The organism is Streptomyces sp. SID13726, assembly GCF_010548375.1.
Classification (GTDB): Bacteria; Actinomycetota; Actinomycetes; order Streptomycetales; family Streptomycetaceae; genus Streptomyces.
In genome coordinates this window covers 86,969-105,816 of record NZ_JAAGLY010000016.1, presented here as the reverse complement: position 1 = coordinate 105,816, position 18,848 = coordinate 86,969, and the positions used below count along the sequence as shown (strand labels likewise).

19 protein-coding genes are annotated in these 18,848 nt (G+C 71.5%); 8 read left to right on the top strand and 11 right to left on the bottom strand.

Going from position 1 to position 18,848, the window contains the following annotated elements; all coding sequences use genetic code 11:
- Positions 1-35 precede the first annotated feature (35 nt).
- From G3I78_RS33120 to G3I78_RS33110, 3 genes are all read left to right on the top strand, one after another.
- Positions 36-581 carry a helix-turn-helix transcriptional regulator gene (locus G3I78_RS33120; RefSeq protein ID WP_164431460.1) on the top strand — a complete coding sequence of 182 codons (546 nt, stop codon included), beginning with the start codon at positions 36-38 and terminating at the stop codon, positions 579-581.
- 99 nt (positions 582-680) lie between these two features.
- Positions 681-1,343, top strand: coding sequence for a hypothetical protein (locus G3I78_RS33115; RefSeq protein WP_164431458.1), 663 nt, complete (start codon positions 681-683; stop codon positions 1,341-1,343).
- Positions 1,344-1,480: 137 nt separating this feature from the next.
- Positions 1,481-1,819 (top strand): DUF2516 family protein, encoded by a 339-nt coding sequence (locus G3I78_RS33110; protein ID WP_164431456.1) that lies wholly within the window; start codon positions 1,481-1,483, stop codon positions 1,817-1,819.
- 75 nt (positions 1,820-1,894) lie between these two features.
- On the opposite strand, the gene G3I78_RS33105 is transcribed toward G3I78_RS33110, so the two are convergent.
- From G3I78_RS33105 to G3I78_RS33095, 3 genes are all read right to left on the bottom strand, one after another.
- Positions 1,895-3,196 (bottom strand): response regulator, encoded by a 1,302-nt coding sequence (locus G3I78_RS33105; RefSeq protein WP_164431454.1) that lies wholly within the window; start codon positions 3,194-3,196, stop codon positions 1,895-1,897.
- A 345-nt stretch (positions 3,197-3,541) separates the two neighbouring features.
- Entirely contained in the window at positions 3,542-4,639 is a 1,098-nt protein-coding gene (locus G3I78_RS33100; protein WP_164431452.1) for a C40 family peptidase, read from the bottom strand.
- A 428-nt stretch (positions 4,640-5,067) separates the two neighbouring features.
- Positions 5,068-5,880 carry a class I SAM-dependent methyltransferase gene (locus G3I78_RS33095; protein ID WP_164431450.1) on the bottom strand — a complete coding sequence of 271 codons (813 nt, stop codon included), beginning with the start codon at positions 5,878-5,880 and terminating at the stop codon, positions 5,068-5,070.
- A 234-nt stretch (positions 5,881-6,114) separates the two neighbouring features.
- Between G3I78_RS33095 and mshA the strand changes: the two genes are divergently transcribed.
- On the top strand, positions 6,115-7,455 hold the full coding sequence (mshA, locus tag G3I78_RS33090; RefSeq protein ID WP_164431448.1) for a D-inositol-3-phosphate glycosyltransferase: 1,341 nt from the start codon (positions 6,115-6,117) through the stop codon (positions 7,453-7,455).
- Positions 7,448-7,939 carry a YbjN domain-containing protein gene (locus tag G3I78_RS33085; RefSeq protein WP_164431446.1) on the top strand — a complete coding sequence of 164 codons (492 nt, stop codon included), beginning with the start codon at positions 7,448-7,450 and terminating at the stop codon, positions 7,937-7,939. Before mshA ends, G3I78_RS33085 begins: the two co-directional genes overlap by 8 nt.
- 27 nt (positions 7,940-7,966) lie before the next feature.
- Here the strand turns inward: G3I78_RS33085 and G3I78_RS33080 are convergent, their stop codons facing one another.
- Together G3I78_RS33080 and G3I78_RS33075 are read right to left on the bottom strand one after the other, a co-directional pair.
- A complete protein-coding gene (locus tag G3I78_RS33080) occupies positions 7,967-8,479 on the bottom strand; it encodes a hypothetical protein (RefSeq protein ID WP_203615848.1) in 513 nt (170 codons plus the stop codon).
- A 61-nt stretch (positions 8,480-8,540) separates the two neighbouring features.
- Positions 8,541-9,362 carry an AraC family transcriptional regulator gene (locus tag G3I78_RS33075; protein ID WP_164431444.1) on the bottom strand — a complete coding sequence of 274 codons (822 nt, stop codon included), beginning with the start codon at positions 9,360-9,362 and terminating at the stop codon, positions 8,541-8,543.
- Positions 9,363-9,411: 49 nt separating this feature from the next.
- Here G3I78_RS33075 and G3I78_RS33070 point away from each other — a divergent pair, with 49 nt between their 5' ends.
- Complete coding sequence (locus G3I78_RS33070; RefSeq protein ID WP_164431442.1) at positions 9,412-9,837, top strand: DUF2000 domain-containing protein; 426 nt, start codon at positions 9,412-9,414, stop codon at positions 9,835-9,837.
- A gap of 29 nt (positions 9,838-9,866) precedes the next feature.
- Here G3I78_RS33070 and fxsT read toward each other — a convergent pair whose 3' ends face one another.
- Positions 9,867-12,389, bottom strand: a complete 2,523-nt coding sequence (fxsT, locus tag G3I78_RS33065; protein ID WP_164431440.1) for an FxSxx-COOH system tetratricopeptide repeat protein — start codon at positions 12,387-12,389, stop codon at positions 9,867-9,869.
- 108 nt (positions 12,390-12,497) lie between these two features.
- The gene (locus G3I78_RS33060; RefSeq protein ID WP_164431439.1) at positions 12,498-13,772 is read right to left on the bottom strand and encodes an MFS transporter; all 1,275 of its coding nucleotides are present in this window, start codon (positions 13,770-13,772) and stop codon (positions 12,498-12,500) included.
- A 152-nt stretch (positions 13,773-13,924) separates the two neighbouring features.
- Here G3I78_RS33060 and G3I78_RS33055 point away from each other — a divergent pair, with 152 nt between their 5' ends.
- Positions 13,925-14,686 carry a phosphoglyceromutase gene (locus G3I78_RS33055; RefSeq protein WP_164431437.1) on the top strand — a complete coding sequence of 254 codons (762 nt, stop codon included), beginning with the start codon at positions 13,925-13,927 and terminating at the stop codon, positions 14,684-14,686.
- Between the two features lie 67 nt (positions 14,687-14,753).
- Here the strand turns inward: G3I78_RS33055 and G3I78_RS33050 are convergent, their stop codons facing one another.
- A complete protein-coding gene (locus G3I78_RS33050) occupies positions 14,754-15,464 on the bottom strand; it encodes a hypothetical protein (RefSeq protein WP_164431435.1) in 711 nt (236 codons plus the stop codon).
- The gene (locus G3I78_RS33045) at positions 15,461-16,009 is read right to left on the bottom strand and encodes a SigE family RNA polymerase sigma factor (protein WP_164431432.1); all 549 of its coding nucleotides are present in this window, start codon (positions 16,007-16,009) and stop codon (positions 15,461-15,463) included. Before G3I78_RS33045 ends, G3I78_RS33050 begins: the two co-directional genes overlap by 4 nt.
- Before the next feature lie 150 nt (positions 16,010-16,159).
- On the opposite strand from G3I78_RS33045, the gene G3I78_RS33040 reads away from it, so the two are divergent.
- Positions 16,160-16,384, top strand: coding sequence for a cold shock domain-containing protein (locus G3I78_RS33040; protein WP_164431431.1), 225 nt, complete (start codon positions 16,160-16,162; stop codon positions 16,382-16,384).
- A 147-nt stretch (positions 16,385-16,531) separates the two neighbouring features.
- Here the strand turns inward: G3I78_RS33040 and G3I78_RS33035 are convergent, their stop codons facing one another.
- Together G3I78_RS33035 and phoU are read right to left on the bottom strand one after the other, a co-directional pair.
- On the bottom strand, positions 16,532-17,224 hold the full coding sequence (locus G3I78_RS33035; protein ID WP_343243911.1) for a class I SAM-dependent methyltransferase family protein: 693 nt from the start codon (positions 17,222-17,224) through the stop codon (positions 16,532-16,534).
- A gap of 738 nt (positions 17,225-17,962) precedes the next feature.
- Positions 17,963-18,652: a phosphate signaling complex protein PhoU gene (gene phoU / locus G3I78_RS33030; RefSeq protein ID WP_164431421.1), complete on the bottom strand. Its 690-nt coding sequence runs from the start codon at positions 18,650-18,652 to the stop codon at positions 17,963-17,965.
- Positions 18,653-18,848: the final 196 nt, after the last annotated feature.

Genomic DNA, 18,848 nt, shown 5'->3' with positions numbered 1-18,848 from the left:
TGCAATAGTTAGCGACGGTGGTGCAAGGTGGACGCATGGCATCGCTCAACGTCGGCAATCTCGGTGAGTATCTGCGTGAACAGCGGCGCACCGCGCAGCTGTCGCTCAGGCAGCTCGCCGACGCCGCCGGGGTGTCCAATCCGTATCTGAGCCAGATCGAGCGCGGGCTGCGCAAGCCGAGCGCGGAGGTGTTGCAGCAGGTCGCCAAGGCCCTGCGGATCTCCGCCGAGACGCTGTACGTGCGAGCCGGCATCCTCGACGCCGAGCGGGACCGGGACGAGGTGGAGACGCGCGCCGTCATCATCGCCGATCCCACGCTGAACGAGCGGCAGAAGCAGGTGCTGCTCCAGATCTACGAGTCCTTCCGCAAGGAGAACGGCTTCGAGATCGCCCCGCTGGACGCGGCCCCCGCGCAGGGCGACGGGCTCGGTGACGGACCCGGCGACATCGCCGCGGACGTGCAGAAGGACCTACGGGACACCGGCGTCCGGGACAGTGCCGTACCGGACGACGGGACCGCCGTGGCAGAACCTCGCAAGACCGACGGCGACGACGCCGACCCGCACCGCACGGCCAGTTGACCCACGACCCAGTTGACCCACGACGGGCTCGACAGCGCGCCGCACGGCACCGCGGGACCCAAAACCCTCACCAGAAAGCGACCCGGGAGGTCCATCACCATGGCCATCACCGACGACATCCGCAAGGCCGTCAAGGATCCGACCCCGCTCTACTTCCTCGCCGGCGCCGGTGACCTCGCCCTCCAGGAGGCCAAGAAGGTCCCCGGTCTGGTCGAGCAGCTGCGCGCCGAGGCCCCGGCCCGTATCGAGGCGGTGCGCGGCACCGACCCGAAGGCGGTCCAGGAGAAGGCCCAGGCCCGTGCCAAGGAGGCCGGCGCCAGGGTCAAGGAGACGCAGGAGACCCTTCAGACCCGGGTCGGCGAGTTCATCAACGCCCTCGACGGCGACCTGAAGAAGCTCGGCAGCACCATCGACGCCGACCTCAAGAAGCTCGGCGAGTCCGCCCAGGACTTCGCGCTGCGCAGCGTCGGCGTCGCCGCCGAGTACGCCGTCAAGGCCCGTGAGACCTACGAGAAGGTCGCCGAGCACGGCGAGCAGGCCGTCAAGACCTGGCGCGGCGAGGCCGCCGAGGAGATCGAGGAACTGGCCGTCGCCGTCGAGCCGAAGGCCGAGCCGGTCGAGGTCAAGGACGAGACGCCGGTCGCGAAGCCCGCCGCGTCCCCGGCCGCCGCCGCTGCCCCGGCCAAGAAGCCGGCCCCGGCCGCCAAGAAGAGCACGCCGCGCAAGACCACGGCGAGGAAGACCACCCCGCCGGCCAAGTGACACCCCGCGGGATCCCGACGGGCCGGGCACTTACCGAGTGCCCGGCCCGTTGTCCGGGTAGCGGGCTCGTGGGAACGGGTACGGTGACCGCGTAATCGCGAAATGACGAGCCGAGTCTGGTGGTGGACGTTGTGCTGATGCAGGGGTTCGCAGGCTTCATGTGGCTGCTGAGCATGGCCCTGATCGTTTTCAGCGGCTTCGCGCTCTTCGACGCCGCCATCCGCCGTGAGGACGCCTACCGCGCGGCCGACAAGAAGACCAAGCCCTTCTGGCTGATCGTCCTCGGCCTCGCCTTCGTGGTGAACCTCATCTTCAACATCCTGTCGTTCCTGCCGATCATCGGCCTCATCGCGACCATCGTCTACATGGTCGACGTACGCCCGGCGATCCGGGCGCTGCCCGGCGGCGGCCGCAGCGGACGGGGCAGGGGGAGCAGCAGCGACGGTCCTTACGGCCCGTACAACGGCGGTCGCTAGCAACGCAGGGGGCAGCAGCGCGGGAGGACAGGAGCAGGTCAGGGGGCGGCTTGCTCAGGGGCGCTCGCCCGACCGCTACTCCGACCGGTCCAGCAGCAGCACTGCCACGTCGTCCGCCAACTCGCCCCCGTTGAGCGCCCGCACCTCGTTCACCGCGGCCCGCAGCAACGCCTCACCCCGCAGCCCCTCACCCAGCTGCCGCCGGATCATGGACACCATCCCGTCCTGCCCGAGCCGCTCCCGTCCCTGTCCGACGTGCCCCTCGATGAGCCCGTCGGTGTAGAGCATCAGGCTCCAGGCGGCCCCCAACTCCACCTGCATCCGCGGCCACCGGGCCCCCGGCAGCAATCCCAGCGCGGGCCCGTTGTTCTCGTACGGCAGCAGTCGCGCGGGCCGCCCCGGCCGAGCCACCAGCGGTGCCGGATGCCCGGCGAGACACAGCCCCGCGCGTCGCCCGTCCGGCGCGATGTCGACCGTGCACAGGGTCGCGAAGATCTCGTCGTCCGACCGCTCGTGCTCCAGCACCTGCTGGAGCGTGCCGAGCAGCTCGTCCCCGCACAGCCCCGCGAGGGTCAGCGCCCGCCAGGCGATCCGCAGCTCCACGCCGAGCGCCGCCTCGTCGGGCCCGTGCCCGCAGACGTCGCCGATCATCGCGTGGACGGTCCCGTCGGGAGTCCGTACGACGTCGTAGAAGTCCCCGCCCAGCAGTGCCCGTGAGCGCCCCGGCCGGTACCGCGCGGCGAACCGCAGCGACGAACCCTCCAGCAGCGGCGTGGGCAGCAGCCCGCGCTCCAGGCGCCGGTTCTCCTGGGCCCGCACCCGTCCCTCGGCGAGCCGCCGCTCCGCCGTGTCGGAACGTTTCCGCTCGACGGCGTACCGGATCGCCCGGCTCAGCAGCCGCCCGTCCAGCTCGTCCCGGAAGAGATAGTCCTGGGCGCCCACCCGCACCGCCTCCGCACCGCGCTCGGCGTCGCCGGACGCGGTGAGCGCGAGGACGGCGTGCCGGGGGGCGATCTCCAGGACATGGCGGAGTACGGCGAGCTCGTCGTCGTCGGCCGAGCGGCCGGGCGCGGGCAGGGCGAGGTCGAGCAGGATGCAGTGCACGTCGTCCGTGAGCAGCCGGCCCGCCTCGGTGAGGTTGCGGGCGGTGCGGACGCGGATCGGCTTGCCCGTCGCGTCCAGCAGTTCGGGGAGCACGGTGGAGCCGCCGGGATCGTCCTCGATCACCAGCAGGGTCAGATGGGTGGCGGCGTTGTTGTCGACCGTGGCTTCCTTGCGCGGGGTGTCTTCCTTGGAGGGGCCGTCCAGGGGCACGGCCGGCGCCTGACCACTCTCCACGGCCGGGATCGCTCGCTGCCGCGGTATGGGTACGGGCATGGTCTCGGTTCCTTCCCTCCCCCCGAGGGCACGGTGGGGCGAGGGGTCTCGATCCACCGACGGGGACCATAGCGGGTGCCGGGGCGGGAAAGGAATGGTGTGAGACACGCCGCCCGGCCCGTGGCCACTGTCATATGCCGCGTTCTGTACCGCAGTTGGACAGGTTGCGGGTGTCGCCGGGATGACGAACGTCACGTTCGCGGAAGGTTTGTCGGCGCCCCGGGGTGCCCCGCGTCACATGACGCAGGTCTCACAGCCTTGTGGGGACGCAGGTCTCACGCCTTCTCAGGGACGCAGGTCTCACGCCCGCCGACGAGCGCCGGGTGGCCGGTGGCCGATGGCCGCTCACGCGTCCGGCCGCACCACCCCGAGTATCGGCATCGACCCGGCCCCGGCGATCGTCACCGTCCGCCCCGGCCGCGGGGCGTGCACGATCGCGCCGTCGCCGATGTACATCGCGACATGGCTGGCGTCGTCGAAGTAGATGATCAGGTCGCCGGGCCGCATGTCCTTCACGTCGATGTGCTTGAGCTGCTTCCACTGCTCCTGCGAGGTGCGCGGGATGGGATCGCCCGCGCTCGCCCAGGCCTGTGAGGTCAGCCCCGAGCAGTCGTACGACTTCGGGCCCTCGGCGCCCCATTCGTACGGCTTGCCGATCTGGGTCGTGGCGTACTCGACGGCCCGCTTCCCGGCGGTGCTCGCGCTGCCGTTGATCTCCTTGAGGACACCGGAGTCCAGCCAGGCGGTCTGCGCCTTGTACGCGGCCTGTTCCTCCAGCTCGGCGAGGCGCTTCTTCTCCTGCTCCTCCAGCTGGGACTCGAGCTTCTCGGCCGCCGAGATCTGCTGCTCGATCCGCTTCTTGGCCGCCGCCTTGGCCTTGCGGCCCGCCTCCAGCTTGGTCCACTGGGCCGAGGCGTCGTCGGCGTACTGCCTCAAGTCCTGCTGGGTCCGGGACAGTTCCGTGATCAGCGCCTTGGTGGCGCGCTGGCCCTGGAGGACCCGGCCGGTGCCGTCGAGGAATTCCTGCGGGTTGTCGCTGAGCATCAACTGCGCCTCGTCCGACAGGCCGTAGCCGCGGTACTGGGCGGCGGCCGCGGCACCCGCGCGGGCCTTCAGCTTCCTGAGCTTCTCCTGGCCCTGGACGATCTTCTTGGCCAGCTCGACGATCTGCGCGGACTGCTGCTCGGCCTTCTCCTCGGCGGCGTTGTAGGCGTCGGTGGCGACGGCCGCGTCGTGGTAGAGCGCGTCGAGCTTGAGGCGTACGGCCTCGATGTCCTTGTTGGTCACGGCGGTTCCGGAGACCGTGGCACTCGCGGAGGCCGTGGGGGAGGGCGTCGGTGTCGGACTCGGGGCGGCGAAGGCGGCGCCCGGTGCTGCCAGCACGGTGACCGCGCCGATCACGGTCACGGCCGTAGCGATCAGACCGCGCTTGCCCGTCCCCATACCCCTGCCCCCAAAGCTGATTTACCGTCAGTAACTTACGGTGCTCGGGGGATCGTGCCACGTCATGGCCGAAAGCGACAGAGGCAGGCCTTTCCGGGTATCCCCGGCGTATCCCGGCTTGTCCCCGCGCCCGTCGGTCCGTCGGTCCAGCGATGCCTTTCGGTGTCTCCCCCTCTCCCCGCCCCTTGAAGCCCCCTGAAGACGATCTCCCCGCCCGTGTGACGAACGGCTCATACGGATCGTTCCCGGCGGGGCGGCTCTGCGGGCGAGTTCATCCGGACGGCATCCCTCTGGACGGACGGCATCCATCCGAACGGCATCCGGCGAGCACTCGTACGGCTGGCCGGAGTTCACCCGCGCGGCACGCCAGAGGCTGTGCTCGGACCGCCCCCAGATCTCACCCGCCCGGCGCCAACACCCCTCAGATCTCACCCGACCGGCGCCAACGCCCCCCAAGCCACCGTCACTTCCCCCTGCCGCCACCGCGAAGGCCCGTCCAGCACCGGCCAGTCGGCCGTCAGGTCCCGGACCGTCCGGATCCACCGCTGCCGTGTGCCGTACGACGCGTAGGGCGCGGCGGCAGCCCACGCGCGGTCGAAGTCGCGCAGGAAGGCGTGCACCGGCTCGCCCGGGACGTTGCGGTGGATCAGCGCCTTCGGCAGCCGCTCGGCGAGGTCGGACGGCCGCTCCAGAGAGCCGAGCCGGGTCGCGAAGGTGACCGTCCTGGGCCCCTCCGGACCGAGTGCGACCCATACGTGCCGCCGCCCGATCTCGTCGCAGGTCCCCTCCACGAGCAGCCCGCCCCGGGACTCCCGCGAGGCCGGCGCCAGCCGCGCGCACAGCCGCTCCCATACGGCGGCCACCTCGGCCTCGTCGTACTGGCGCAGCACGTTGGCCGCCCGGACGAGGTGCGGCCGCTGGGGGACCGGGATCTCGAACCCGCCGTGCCGGAAGACGAGCCCGTCCCGTTCGTACGGCTTCGCGGCCGCCACGCGCGCGGGTTCGATCTCGACGCCGACCACACGGGTGCGTGGCGCGACGGTACGCAACCGTTCCAGCAGCTCCACGGCCGTCCAGGGCGCCGCCCCGTACCCGAGGTCCACGGCGACCGGGTCCCCGGCCCGCCGCAGCTCCGCGCCGTGCGTCACCGCGATCCAGCGGTCCATGCGGCGCAGCCGGTTGGGGTTGGTCGTGCCGCGCGTGACCGTGCCCACGGGGCGGGAGGCGGCACGGGAGGTCATGCCTACGAGGGTATGCGGCGGTCACGGGGCCGGGCGCAGGGTGCCGGGCCCCGGGCGGCGCCTGTCCGGAAAGCTCCACAACGCACCCCGTCATCGAACGGTTGAGCGACCACCGGTAATGCCTCGGCAAAAACCACCCCGCCCGGAATGGGAACGCGGCCCTCCGGTGTTGCCTCCCTTGGAGGGCGCCCCACACCCTCCTTCCGGCATGCCCGCAGCAAGGAGGACCGCCACGTGAGCCAGTACGTCAGCAGGCTCCAGCGTCGCTCCCCGGCCACGCCCTCACGGCTGTGGCTGCCGCACCGCCGCCCCCGCCGCGTCGCCATGCTCTCCGTGCACACCTCACCGCTCCACCAGCCCGGCACCGGCGACGCGGGCGGCATGAACGTCTACATCGTGGAGCTCGCGCAGCGCCTCGCCGCGATCAACATCGAGGTCGAGATCTTCACGCGCGCGACCACGGGCGGACTTCCCCCGACCGTCGAGATGGCCCCGGGTGTCCTGGTCCGCCATGTCGACGCGGGCCCCTACGAGGGCCTCAACAAGGAGGACCTCCCCGCCCAGCTCTGCGCCTTCACCCACGGCGTGATGCAGGCCTGGGCCGGCCACCGCCCCGGCTACTACGACCTGGTCCACTCGCACTACTGGCTCTCCGGCCACGTCGGCTGGCTCGCCGCCCAGCGCTGGGGCGCCCCCCTGGTGCACGCCATGCACACCATGGCCAAGGTCAAGAACGCCAACCTCGCCGACGGCGACACCCCCGAGCCCGCCGCCCGCGTCATCGGCGAGACCCAGATCGTCGCCGCCGCCGACCGCCTCATCGCGAACACCGCCGAGGAGCGCGAGGAGCTGGTACGGCACTACGCCGCCGACCCCGCCAAGGTCGCCGTGGTCCACCCGGGCGTGAACCTCGAACGCTTCCGCCCCGCCGGCCGCACCGCCGCAGCCCGCGCCCGCCTCGGCCTCCCGCAGGACGCACTGATCCCGCTCTTCGCGGGCCGCATCCAGCCCCTCAAGGCCCCGGACGTCCTCCTGCGCGCGGTGGCGGTCCTGCTCGACGAGCGCCCCGACCTCCGCTCCCGCATCCTCGTCCCGGTCGTCGGCGGCCTCAGCGGCAGCGGCCTCGCCAAACCCGAGGGCCTCCAGAAGCTGGCCTCCCGCCTGGGCATCGCGGATGTCGTACGGTTCCAGCCGCCCGTCGGCCAAGAGCAGCTCGCCGACTGGTTCCGTGCCGCGTCCGTGCTGGTCATGCCCTCCTACAGCGAGTCCTTCGGCCTGGTCGCCATAGAGGCCCAGGCGGCCGGCACCCCGGTGCTCGCGGCGGCGGTCGGCGGGCTGCCGGTGGCCGTGGCCGACGGACGGACCGGCTTCCTCGTACAGGGCCACGAACCGGCCGCCTACGCGCGCGTGCTGCGCGACTTCGCCGACGAACCCACGCTCACGCCCCGCATGGGCGAGGCCGCCGCCCGGCACGCCCAGTCCTTCGGCTGGGACACCGCGGCCGCGGCGACGGCGGACGTCTACGTGGCCGCGGCCCAGTCCTACCGGCGTCGCGTACGCTCCCTCCATGGCTGAGGCGCAGAAGGTCATCGAGGCGGTCCTCAAGGACGCCGAGCTGGAATGGGAGAGCCCCGCACCCGGCAACTACGTCGTCCAGCTCCCCGGCACCCGCAAGCTGAAGACGACGGTCTCCCTGCTGGTCGGCCGCCACTCCCTCTCCCTGAACGCCTTCGTCATCCGCCACCCCGACGAGAACGAACCCGGCGTCCACCGCTGGCTCCTGGAGCGCAACCTCAAGCTGTACGGCGTGAGTTACGCCGTCGACCCGCTCGGCGACATCTACGTCGCCGGCAAGCTCCCGCTCGCCGCGGTCACCCCCGACGAGGTCGACCGCCTCCTGGGCCAGGTCCTGGAGGCGGCCGACGGCAGCTTCAACACACTGCTGGAGCTGGGTTTCGCCACCGCGATCCGCAAGGAGTACGAGTGGCGGGTGGCCCGGGGCGAGTCCACGCGCAACCTCGACGCGTTCGAGCATCTGACGCGGCGCTCGCAGGACTGACCAGGGCTCCTTCCTCGCTCCGCGCGCCTACGACTCGTCGGGCGACTGCGAGCCGCTGGGCCTCGGCGGAGTGGTGGGACCGGGGCTCCCGTGCGGGCCGGACTGGTCCAGCTGGTCGGCGAACGCCCGCAGCGCGTCGGCCAGTTCCTTCTTGGTGGGCAGCTGGTCGACCTTCTTGTCGAGCTCGGTGATCCGGCGGTTCAGCTCTTCCAGCTCGCTCGGGGTGGAGGGCTCGGCGGTGGGTTCCTCGGGGACCGGAGGGTCGTCGACGGACGTGGAGGTCGGGCTGGGGTCGACGCCACCGGTGCCGCCGCTGCCCCCGACGGTGCCACCGTCGCCGCCGCCGTCAGTGCCGCCGTCGGTGCCGGCCGAATCGCCGTCCGGCGGCTGGGTGGTGGACACGCTCGGCTCGGCGGTGGGCTCGTCGGCCGAGTTCGCGGCGATGGCACCGCCGACGCTGACGGCGACCAGGACGGCCGCCCCCGCGACGGCGACCGAGAGACGTCTGAACGGCAGGGAACTCTGTCTGTCATCATCCATGCGGCCGACGCTAACCGCAGTCGATCACCGGACGGACGCCTTCCGAAGATCTCGGGGAACCTCAACTCCCTTTGAGGAGCCAGCTGTTGCGGTACCGCCCCGGAGTGACCCCCACCAACCGCCGGAAATGCCGGGTGAGATGAGCCTGGTCGTGGAACCCGGTGAGCGCGGCGACCTCCGCAGGCGGCCGGTCCGTGAGCAGCAGACGCCGGGCCCGGTCGACCCGGCGCGAGGTCAGGTACTGGTGCGGCGCGATGCCGTAGGCGGCACTGAACGCCCGTACGAGATGCGCCGGATGAGCCCCCACCTTCGCCGCCGCCGCCTCCAACGACAGCCCTTCCACGACCCGTTCGTCGAGGAGTTCGCGCAACCGCCGGGCGAGGCGGGGATCTCGGCGCGGCGACTCCACGAACAGCCGCGGCCGCAACAGCCCCCTGAGTCGCTCCCCGATGAGCGTCAGCCGGCTCTCGGCCTCGAACTCCTCCCCGGCCCTGGTCAGCGCCGTGTGCAACTGCCCGACCCGCTGCCTCAGTACGGCGTCCCGCAGATCGGGACCGTCGACGGCGGGCCCGATGAGGTCGTCCCCGAGGTGGGTGCCGTCCAGGTAGACGACCCGCTTGCGGAAACCGCCGGGGCTCGCGGGGGAGCCGTTGTGCGGAACGTGCGGCGGCAGCAGCGACACCGTGTCACCCGGCGTCCCGTGCTCGTGCCGCTCCAGGTCGTAGCGCACGGCCCCGTCGTCCACGATGAGCAGCGTCCACGCCTCGTGCACGTGCATCGGATAGGCGTACTCGGTGAAACGCGCGTGGAAGACCTCGCTGACCCCCGGGACGGCGGGACGCCAGGCGGTGACCTCGCTCCGGTTCGTCTCTTCGGCCGCCATGCAAAAAACGTACAAGACGAGCCCGTACGACGGCCGCCAGTCTCTCTCCATGAGCACTGAACCGACCCGCTTCGACACCAAGATCGCCGTCCTGCTCCGCGAGGACCTGGAGACCTGGCAACGCCTCAACGTCACCGCGTTCCTGGTCAGCGGCCTCGGCACGGAGGCGCCCGAGGTCATGGGCGCCCCGTACGAGGACGCCGACGGCATCCCCTACCAGCGGATGTTCCGCCAGCCCGTCCTCGTCTTCGAAGGCACGAAGGAAACCCTGACGAACGCCCACGCGCGCGTGCTGTCGCGTTCCCTGCCCCGGGCGATCTTCACGAGCGACCTGTTCGCGACGGGGAACGACGGGGACAACCGGGCGGCGGTACGGGCGGTCGGGACGGGGGAGCTGGATCTGGTGGGGGTTGCTGTTTATGGGCCTCGGAATGCGGTGGACAAGGTGGTGAAGGGGGCTTGGATGCATCCGTGAGACGGCCGGGAGGGATCAGCGGCGGCGGATCAGCGGCGGCGCTTCTTCTTGGTGTTGCGCTTCTTCGACGTGAGCTTCTGGGCCTCGTGGTGTTTGCCCTGGGCGCTGAGCGTGGAGGCCAGGAAGTTGTCGACCATGCGGCTCACCTTGTGGTCACTGCTGATCAGCCTGCGCATGCGGGCCTTCGTGTTCTTCAGGAGCTTCTCCGCCTCGGCGTAGCGGCCCAGGTCACGCAGGGCCCCGCCGAGGGAGGAGGCGGTGTTGAAGGTGCGGATGTGGTCGCCCAGCAGCTGCCGCTGCCGCTCCAGCACGTCCGCCAGGATGCCGCGGGCCTCCTCGTTCCGGCCGAGAGCCCTGAGCATGTACGCGTGGGTGTGGTTGCTCACCAGGGTGTCCGGGTGGTCCTCGCCGAGAGTGCGGCGCCGCCGTTCCAGGACGTCCATGATGGTGTCCCGGGCGTCCTGGGGACGGCCCAGGTCGATGAGCGCCGTGGCGAGGGCGTCCGCCGCCTCGAGCGTCTCGGGGTGGTCCTCGCCCAGTGACGCCCGGCGCCAGTCGAGGACGTCCTTCACCACGGTGTACGACTTGGTGAAGTCGCCCAGATTGCCCAGGGTGACGGCCAGATCGTTGGCCGAACGCCAGGTTTCGGGATGCTCCTCGCCGAGGACCCTGCGCCGCCGCTCCAGCAGGTCCTCGACCACCGGCAGGACGTCCACGTAGGCCCCCAGACCGTCCATCGCCCAGGTCACCATCTGAAGGGCCCGCAGGGTGTCGGGGTCGTCCTCGCCGAGAGCCGCCGCCCACGCCTCGTGCAGGATGCCCGCGAGAGCGCGAGCCGCCTGGTACTGGTCACTGCGGACGAGGTACGTGGCCACCCTCAGCAGGACGGGCCGCAGCCCGGGCCGGTCCAGCAGGTCGGGCAGCGCCGCCGTGAGATGGGGCGTCAGCAACGCCCAGCGCGGCCACGCCTGCGGCAGGTCCGGGTCGCCGGGGTCGACCGCGGTCAGCAGCGCCACCACGTCGTCCCGCACCGCGGCCGCCGAGTCCCCCGTCACCCGGTGTCGCACCACCGCCTGCGTCAGCCGGTGCACCTGGAACGCGTCCATCTCCACCACGGCCAGCCCGTAACGCGCCAACGGCAACAGCGCGTTGCCCGGCCAGCGGAAGTCGTCGGGGTCCCCCGGCACCGTGCACAGGGCCGCCCGCCCCGCGACCAGCCAGGCCGTGGGGATCGGCTCGGGGCCCAGGAAGGCCGCGAGCCGCAGTACGGCCGTCGCTTCCGGCTGGTCCGTGTCGAGCCGCTGCGTGGCGATGGTGACCGTCGCCGCCAGCGTGGCCGGATAGTCGTGCACCTCGCCATGGTCGAGGATCTGGGCGGTGCGCGTCTCCAGGAGCTGGAGGTAGCGGTCGTGCGGCATGCCGTCGCCGAGCACGCCCGCCGCCTGGGCCAGTGCCAGCGGCAGGTCACCGAGGGCCTCGGCGAGCGTGTCCGCCCGCTCGTCGGTCAGCGTCGGGAGCAGGCCGGTCAGATAGGCCAGCGACTCCGCCCGGCTGAAGACCCCCAGCCGCAGCCCGGGCACCATCTTGGTCCAGGCCGGGTTGCGGGCCGTGATCAGCAGATGGCCGCCGGGCCCCTCGGGCAGCCAGGTCCGCAGCTGCTGCGGGTCCTCCGCGTTGTCCAGGACCACCAGCCAGCGGTCCTGGGTGGTGCGCAGATACTCCATCGCGTGCCGCGCGTTGGCCTCGACACCCACGTCCGGCCGGGCCACGCCCGCCTCCGCCGCGAGCTCCGCGTACCGCGCGGGCACCTGCTCACCCTGTTCCGCGTCCACCCACCACACCAGGTCGTACTGCTCGGCGAAGCGGTACACGTACTCCAGGGCCACCTGTGTCTTGCCGATCCCGCCGGGCCCGTGCAGCGCCTGGACGGAGGTCCGCCGCTCGGCCAGCACCGCCCGCCGCACCGCCTCGATGACGGCGTCCCGCCCGGTGAAGTGCGGGTTGCGCAGCCGTCGTACGTCCCACACCTCGGGCCAGTCGGCCCGGGACGGGAACCGGGGCCGGGGGCCGCGCGGGCCCCGCCGCGCAGGCGTGGCCAGGGGATGGTCCGGCTTCTCGACGGGGCGTTCGGGTCCTCGTACGGCCTTCAGCAGGGCCTGTACCGCGGCGGCCTCGTCCTCGATCGCGTACAGGTCGGTGCGGATCCGCGGCGCGAGGAGGGCGGGCAGCTCCCCCTGCGCCATCTCCTTGACGACCAGCGGCACGAACCGCCCCCGCCGGGCCACCACGGAGGTCCACTCCTCCTCCGTGTACCGGCCCGCGGCGAAGTAGTCCGGGGAGAACAGGGCGACCACGGCGGACGCCCGCTCCAGCGCGTCGTTCATCCGCTTCACGAAGTCGTCGCCGGTGGGCCAGTCCCACAGGTCCAGCTCGATCCCGTACCCGGCCTCCAGAAGATGCCAGGCGACCCACTCCGCCCACTGCCCGTCCGGCCCCGCGTGACTGACGAAGACCAGCTCTGGGCCCGAGGCACTCAAGGAACTGTCGGTCATGTGCGCGTCTCCCACCCCAGCGGCCCCAACGGCCCCCTCACCGCCGCTTCCTGTATACCGCGCCGTACCGGGGAAGAGGGAGAAGTCACCGAAGACGGCCGCCCGGGGTCAGGCGGCCTCGACCTCCGTCTTCGCCGCCGCCGGGCTCGTACCGCCGGTGTCGCCGGTGCCGCCGTCGGCCGGGAGGCCGCGCATGAGGGCCGCGTACCCGACCCCCGCCAACGTCCCCACCACCGCACAGACTCCCCACAACCACCCCGCCCCGAACCGATCGATGACCACCCCGGACAGCAACGGCGCCACCAGCCCCGCGACCGACCAGGACAGCGTGTACATCCCCTGGTACCGCCCCCGCCCATGGGTGGGGGAGAGCCGGACCACGAGCCCGCTCTGGGTCGGCGCGTTGATCATCTCGCCGAGGGTCCACACGCACACGGTGAGGGCGAACAGGCCCACGGACCCGGCGAAGGCGGTGAGCCCGAAGCCGTACCCCGCGAGCAGGGACGAGACGACGAGGAGCCGCCCCGGGTCCCGGTCCTGGATGAAACGGGTCACCGGGATCTGGAGCGCGACGATCAGGAAGCCGTTGACGGCGATGGCCGTGCCGTAGTCCGCGGGCGTGAACCCGGCCGCGCCCATCGCCACGGGCAGCCCGATCGACCCCTGCTGGAAGACCACCGCGACGAGGAAGGACAGCCCGACGACGCTCATGAAGCGCCGGTCGCGCAGGACGGTGCCGAGGCCGACGTCCTCGGTCTTCGCCGCGGTCGGCGCCACGGCCGGCCGGGACTCGGGCAGCTTGAGGAAGACGACGACCGCGCAGACGGCGGTCATCCCGGCCTCGATCAGGAAGCCCGCGAGATAGCTGAACTCGGCGATGAACCCGGCGGCCATGGAGGAGACGGCGAACCCGAGGTTGATGGCCCAGTAGTTCAAGGAGAAGGCCCGCACCCGGTCCTCGGGCCGGACGATGTCGGCCATCATCGCCTGCACGGCGGGCCGGGAGGCGTTGGAGGCCATGCCGACGAGACAGGCGACGGCGGCGATGGCGACGGGGTGGTGCACGAAGCCGAGCAGCGCGACGGAGACGGCGGTCGCGGACTGCGCGACGAGCAGCGTGGGCCGCCGCCCCAGCCGGTCGGTCATGACCCCGGCACCGATCGACGAGACGACGCCGCCCAGGCCGTAGAGCGAGGCGACGAGACCGGCGTAGGAGGCGGAGTAGCCGCGGTCGAGGGTCAGATAGAGCGCCATGAAGGTGGCGACGAAGGCGCCGAGCCGGTTGACGAGCGTGCTGGTCCACAGCCACCAGAACGCGCGGGGGAGACCGGAGACGGTCTCACGGGTGGCGCGTCTCAGGCGTCCCGGGAAGGCGAGTGGCATGGACGGTTCCCCCCGTGTGTAAGCGGCCCAGACAGTGAGCACAACTTACGAACCCGGGGTCACGGCGGGCCACTCGATTAACAGATCCCGTCAACCGTCCGTCTGTCGAGCGGGCACTCCCCGGACCGAAGGCGTGGATTACGCTCATACGCATGGCCGACGCACCGTACAAGCTGATCCTCCTCCGCCACGGCGAGAGCGAATGGAACGCGAAGAACCTGTTCACCGGCTGGGTGGACGTCAACCTCAACGAGAAGGGCGAGAAGGAGGCAGTCCGCGGCGGCGAGCTCCTGAAGGACGCCGACCTCCTCCCCGACGTGGTCCACACGTCCCTCCAGAAGCGCGCGATCCGCACGGCCCAGCTCGCGCTGGAGTCCGCCGACCGCCACTGGATCCCGGTCCACCGCAGCTGGCGCCTGAACGAACGCCACTACGGCGCCCTCCAGGGCAAGGACAAGGCGCAGACCCTCGCGGAGTTCGGCGAGGAGCAGTTCATGCTGTGGCGTCGCTCCTACGACACCCCGCCGCCGCCTCTCTCGGACGACTCGGAGTTCTCCCAGTCCGCGGACCCCCGCTACGCCGCCATCCCCCCGGAGCTGCGCCCCCGCACGGAGTGCCTGAAGGACGTCGTCGTCCGCATGCTCCCGTACTGGTACGACGGCATCGTCCCCGACCTCCTCGCCGGACGCACCGTCCTGGTCGCGGCCCACGGCAACTCCCTGCGCGCCCTGGTCAAGCACCTGGACGGCATCTCGGACGCCGACATCGCCGGCCTCAACATCCCGACGGGCATCCCCCTCGCCTACGAACTCGACGCCGACTTCAACCCGGTCAACCCGGGCGGGACATACCTCGACCCGGACGCGGCCGCGGCGGCGATCGAGGCGGTCAAGAATCAGGGCAAGAAGAAGTAGGCCCGCACGAACAGGCCCCCTGTCGGCAGGTTCTCTGCTGGTAGGGGGCCTAGCAGGAGTTGGCTGCTCACCTGCCGGGATCCAGCCGGTCGGCGAGGTTGTGGGCGGTGGCGCTTGTGAGGTCTCCGACGTAGGTCCCGATGATTTCGAAGCGGCCGCCGGTGAGCGAGGCGGTCACGGAGGGCATGTCCCAGAGCTTGCCGTCGATGACGATGGCGAACGAGTTGCGCGGGGCCGGGGCTCCCGCGATGGAACCGGTGAGGGCGGCGAAGCGGGTCCGGTCGGTGGGGCTGAGGGTCACCTCGACCTGCCAGGTGCCGTCGATGGTGCTCTTCTCGGCCGTCGCGGAGGCTACCCGGATGTCGCTCATGCCGCCCGCCCGGTCGGCGTGGACGCAGGACGCCGGGTGGTTCGCGCTGGCTTTCACGGTGTAGCCGCCGCTGCCCTGGGCGCAGGCCCGCTCCGTGGCCGAGGTGACCGGCAGGAGGGAGACCGGGACCGCCTTCCCGGCGCCGCCCCCCATCCCGGGCCGGACCTCCTGCGCGCCGGGGGCCGTACCGCCCGCGAAGGCCACCCAGGCGGTGGCGACCACGGCGACGGCGGCGACGCCGACCCCGGTGCGGGCCAGCCGCTGCCGCCGCCGGGCGACCCGCAGCGCGCCGTCGGCCAGGCCGGCCAGACGGGCACCGGCGGCGTCACCGCCGCTCTCCCGGACATGTGCGTGCAGGGCATCGTGCAGCAGCGTTTCGTGCAGCGGGTGTTCGGTCGAGCCGTTCATGCGATGACGCCCCTTCCGGAGGCAGTGGAAGAGGAGGCCGACGGCCCTGCCTCGGCCAGGGTGGTGCGGAGAGCAGCGAGTGCCTTGTGGGTCTGGCTACGGACCGTCCCCTGAGCAACGCCCAGAATCACGGCGATCTCGTGATCCGGGCGGTCCTCGAAGTACCGCAGCACGATCACCGCACGCTGCCGCTTGGGCAGCCGCCGTAGCGCGGCCATGATGTCCTGCCGCTGGACCACGGTGTCGGCCACGTCGCCGGCCTGCCCGGACGGCCGGTCCGGCAGGGTGTCCGTGACCGTCTCACGCCCCCAGCTGAGGAGCCGGAAGCGATCCACCTGGGCGTGGTAGAGCGCCCGGCGCACATAGATCTCCGGCTGCTCCCGGTTGCGCAGCTTCGACCAGCGCCGAGCGGTGGAGGCAAGCGCGGTCTGGAGCAGATCCCTTCCCTGTTCCCAATCCCCGGTCAGCAGGTATGCCGTGTGCAGCAGCGATCTCGACCGCGCCGCCACGAACTCGCGGAACTGGCGTTCCTCGTCGGCGTTCAATGCGCCCTCCCTCGTTCCCTTTTACAGACGGGCACGGAAGGAGGTTCGACTGCCCTGTCTGTCGGACTTTCTCGACTGCAACGCCGCCACCGGGTGCTGGGGGGAGAACACGGCCCGGCTTCTCAGACCGAAGCCCGTAGGGTGCCGCCCATGGTGACTGCGACCGTCCGCGAGTGGAACGACGAGGAAGGGTGGGGCGTGCTCGACTCCCCCGAGACCCCCGGGGGTTGCTTCGGCCACTACTCCGACATCCAGGTGCCCGGCTTCCGCACCCTGTCGCCCGGACAACAGGTGGACCTCCAGTGGGAGGCTCCGGGCTTCAAACAGGACGGATACGACTACCGCGCGGTGAGCATCGTGCCTCGGCGTGCCTGACATGCACAGCTGCCCGACCTCCCGCTGAACCTCGGCCAGAACAGCCACCACCCGTTCTACGGCCACCTCAAGGCCCTCAGAGCCCAAGCCTGCCGACGAGCCCACGAGTTGCCCGTCACCTGACGGACCCCGACGCCGGCAGCTCCCTCACCCACACCCCGTCCCACGCAACCCCTCGTACCCCACGAACTCAAAGACCCGCGCACCCGGTCGCAGCGGAACGGGACACCCCTCGAAGCGGTGCACCCCCACCGACTGGACCTGGTCCGCGTCCGTCAGCCACTCGCGGGTGAAGCCCCGTCGCTCGAACCACTCGCAGATCATGGGGACCCGGTCGGGCGCGTTCCGGTGGCGGGTCCAGATGACTCGGCCGCCGGTTCGGCAGAGCTGCCGGCAGGCGTCCACCGTGCGTTCGATGTCCCGGTCCGTGATGTTGCCGAAGACTCCGCACAGGAGGACCAGGTCGGCCGGTACCAGGCCGGCGTAGTGGTCCAGCAGGGCCGCGTCCTCGGTCACGGCCTCGACGCCGGCCGACAGTCCTGCCGTACGGGCGGCACGCGTCGCCGCCGCGACGTTCGCCGGGTCCAGTTCCACCAGCCGGGCACGTACGTCCTCGCGGCGGGGGTGGGTGGGGAGCACGCCCAGCAGATCCCGGCCCTGGCCCGCGCACACGCTCACCACTCGCAGCGGGCCGGGCGGGGCGTCGTCCAGGCAGAGTCGGACACGGTCCTGGACCTGCCGCAGGCGGAGGGCGAGCGGTGACTCGGGGGCGTCGTAGCGGTCGTGCCACATGTGCCAGTCCATCTGCCGCTCCCAGCGCTGGTCGACGTGCCGCTCCACGGGCGGGACCCTACGAGCAGACCCGGAGCCACCCCAAGCGATATACGCCCGCGTACGACAAAGGGCCCCGGGTCGACCCCAAGGCCCTCACAGTCGTACGAGATTCAGCCGCACTGGCAGGGATTGCCCGACTGGCACCCGCACCCGCACCCCGACCCGCAGCCGCACGCGCCGATGACCGTCAGGGTTCGGATCGGGGTGGGCTGGTCGGTGGGGCGTTCCTGGGTGGGGTCGGGCTGGGGGGTGCTGGGGGATTCGGCCATGGGTCCCTCCTCGAAGGCGGGGGCACCGCCGGACCGACTGCCGGATCGGGCCCTGTGACCATTGCATGCCCGCTCCTCTGGGCGCATCAACGGCGCACAGAGGCTCACGCACGCCCCGAACAGCCCCCGGCACTCCCCGAGCAGGCCCCGGGGGACTCCCCACGAACGGCCCCCGGTACTCCCGAGCAAGCTCCGGGCACCCCGCCTCACGAACAGACCCCGGCACTCCCGAGCAAGCTCCGGGCGCCCCGCCCACGACCAGCCCCGGGGACTCCCCACGAGCAAGTCCCAGGCACCCCCCCCGAACGGGCCCCGGCACCCCTCGAACAAGCCCCAGGCCCCCGCCCACGACCAGCCCCGGGGACTCCCCGAACAACCCCCAGGTCACCCGAACAGCCCCCGGCACCCCACCCAGGCCCGCGCCAAACCCCCGGCACCCCACCCAGACCCCCGCCAGACGCCCGTCAGTCCCCCGTCACGCCCCCTCCGCCCCCGTAACCGGCTGAATGTCCGGCTGAATATCATCCGCGTGCTCACCCGTCACCAGGTACACCACCCGCTTGGCCACCGAAACCGCGTGGTCGGCGAAGCGCTCGTAGTAGCGGCCCAGCAGCGTGACGTCGACCGCCGTCTCGATGCCGTGCTTCCACTTGTCGTCCAGCAGGTGCTGGAAGAGCGTGCGGTGCAGGAGGTCCATCTCGTCGTCGTCGGACTCCAGCTGGAGCGCCAGGTCGACGTCCTTCGTGATGATGACCTCCGCCGCCTTCGCCATCAGGCGCTGCGCGAGCTGGCCCATCTCCAGGATCGTCGCGTGCAGGTCGTGCGGGATGGCGCGCTCGGGGAAGCGGAGGCGGGCCAGCTTCGCCACGTGCTGGGCCAGGTCGCCGGAGCGCTCCAGGTCGGCCGACATCCGCAGCGAGGTCACGACGATGCGCAGGTCCGTGGCCACCGGCTGCTGGCGGGCCAGGAGCGCTATCGCCTTGGCCTCCAGGTCGTGCTGGAGGTCGTCCACCTTCTGGTCGGCCTCGATCACGCTTTCGGCCAGCTTCAGGTCGGAGTCCAGGATCGAGGTCGTGGCGCGTCCGATCGCCGAGCCGACCAGCCTGGCCATTTCCACCAGACCGTCGCCGATCGAGTCAAGTTCCTCGTGGTACGCGTCCCGCATCAGGGTTCCCTCTCGTACGTCATTCCTGTGGGTTCCAGGGGCCAAAACCGGCCGTGAAACCGGTGCTGCGTACCCCACGCTCCCACGTTCGGCCCTGTACGCGTCCGTTTCCGCCCTCCCAAATGAACCAATACTGGCTCCAAGGTGAACTCTGGGCGACGAGTGTTCGAGCTCGCACTCGGACGGCTGTGGCCAG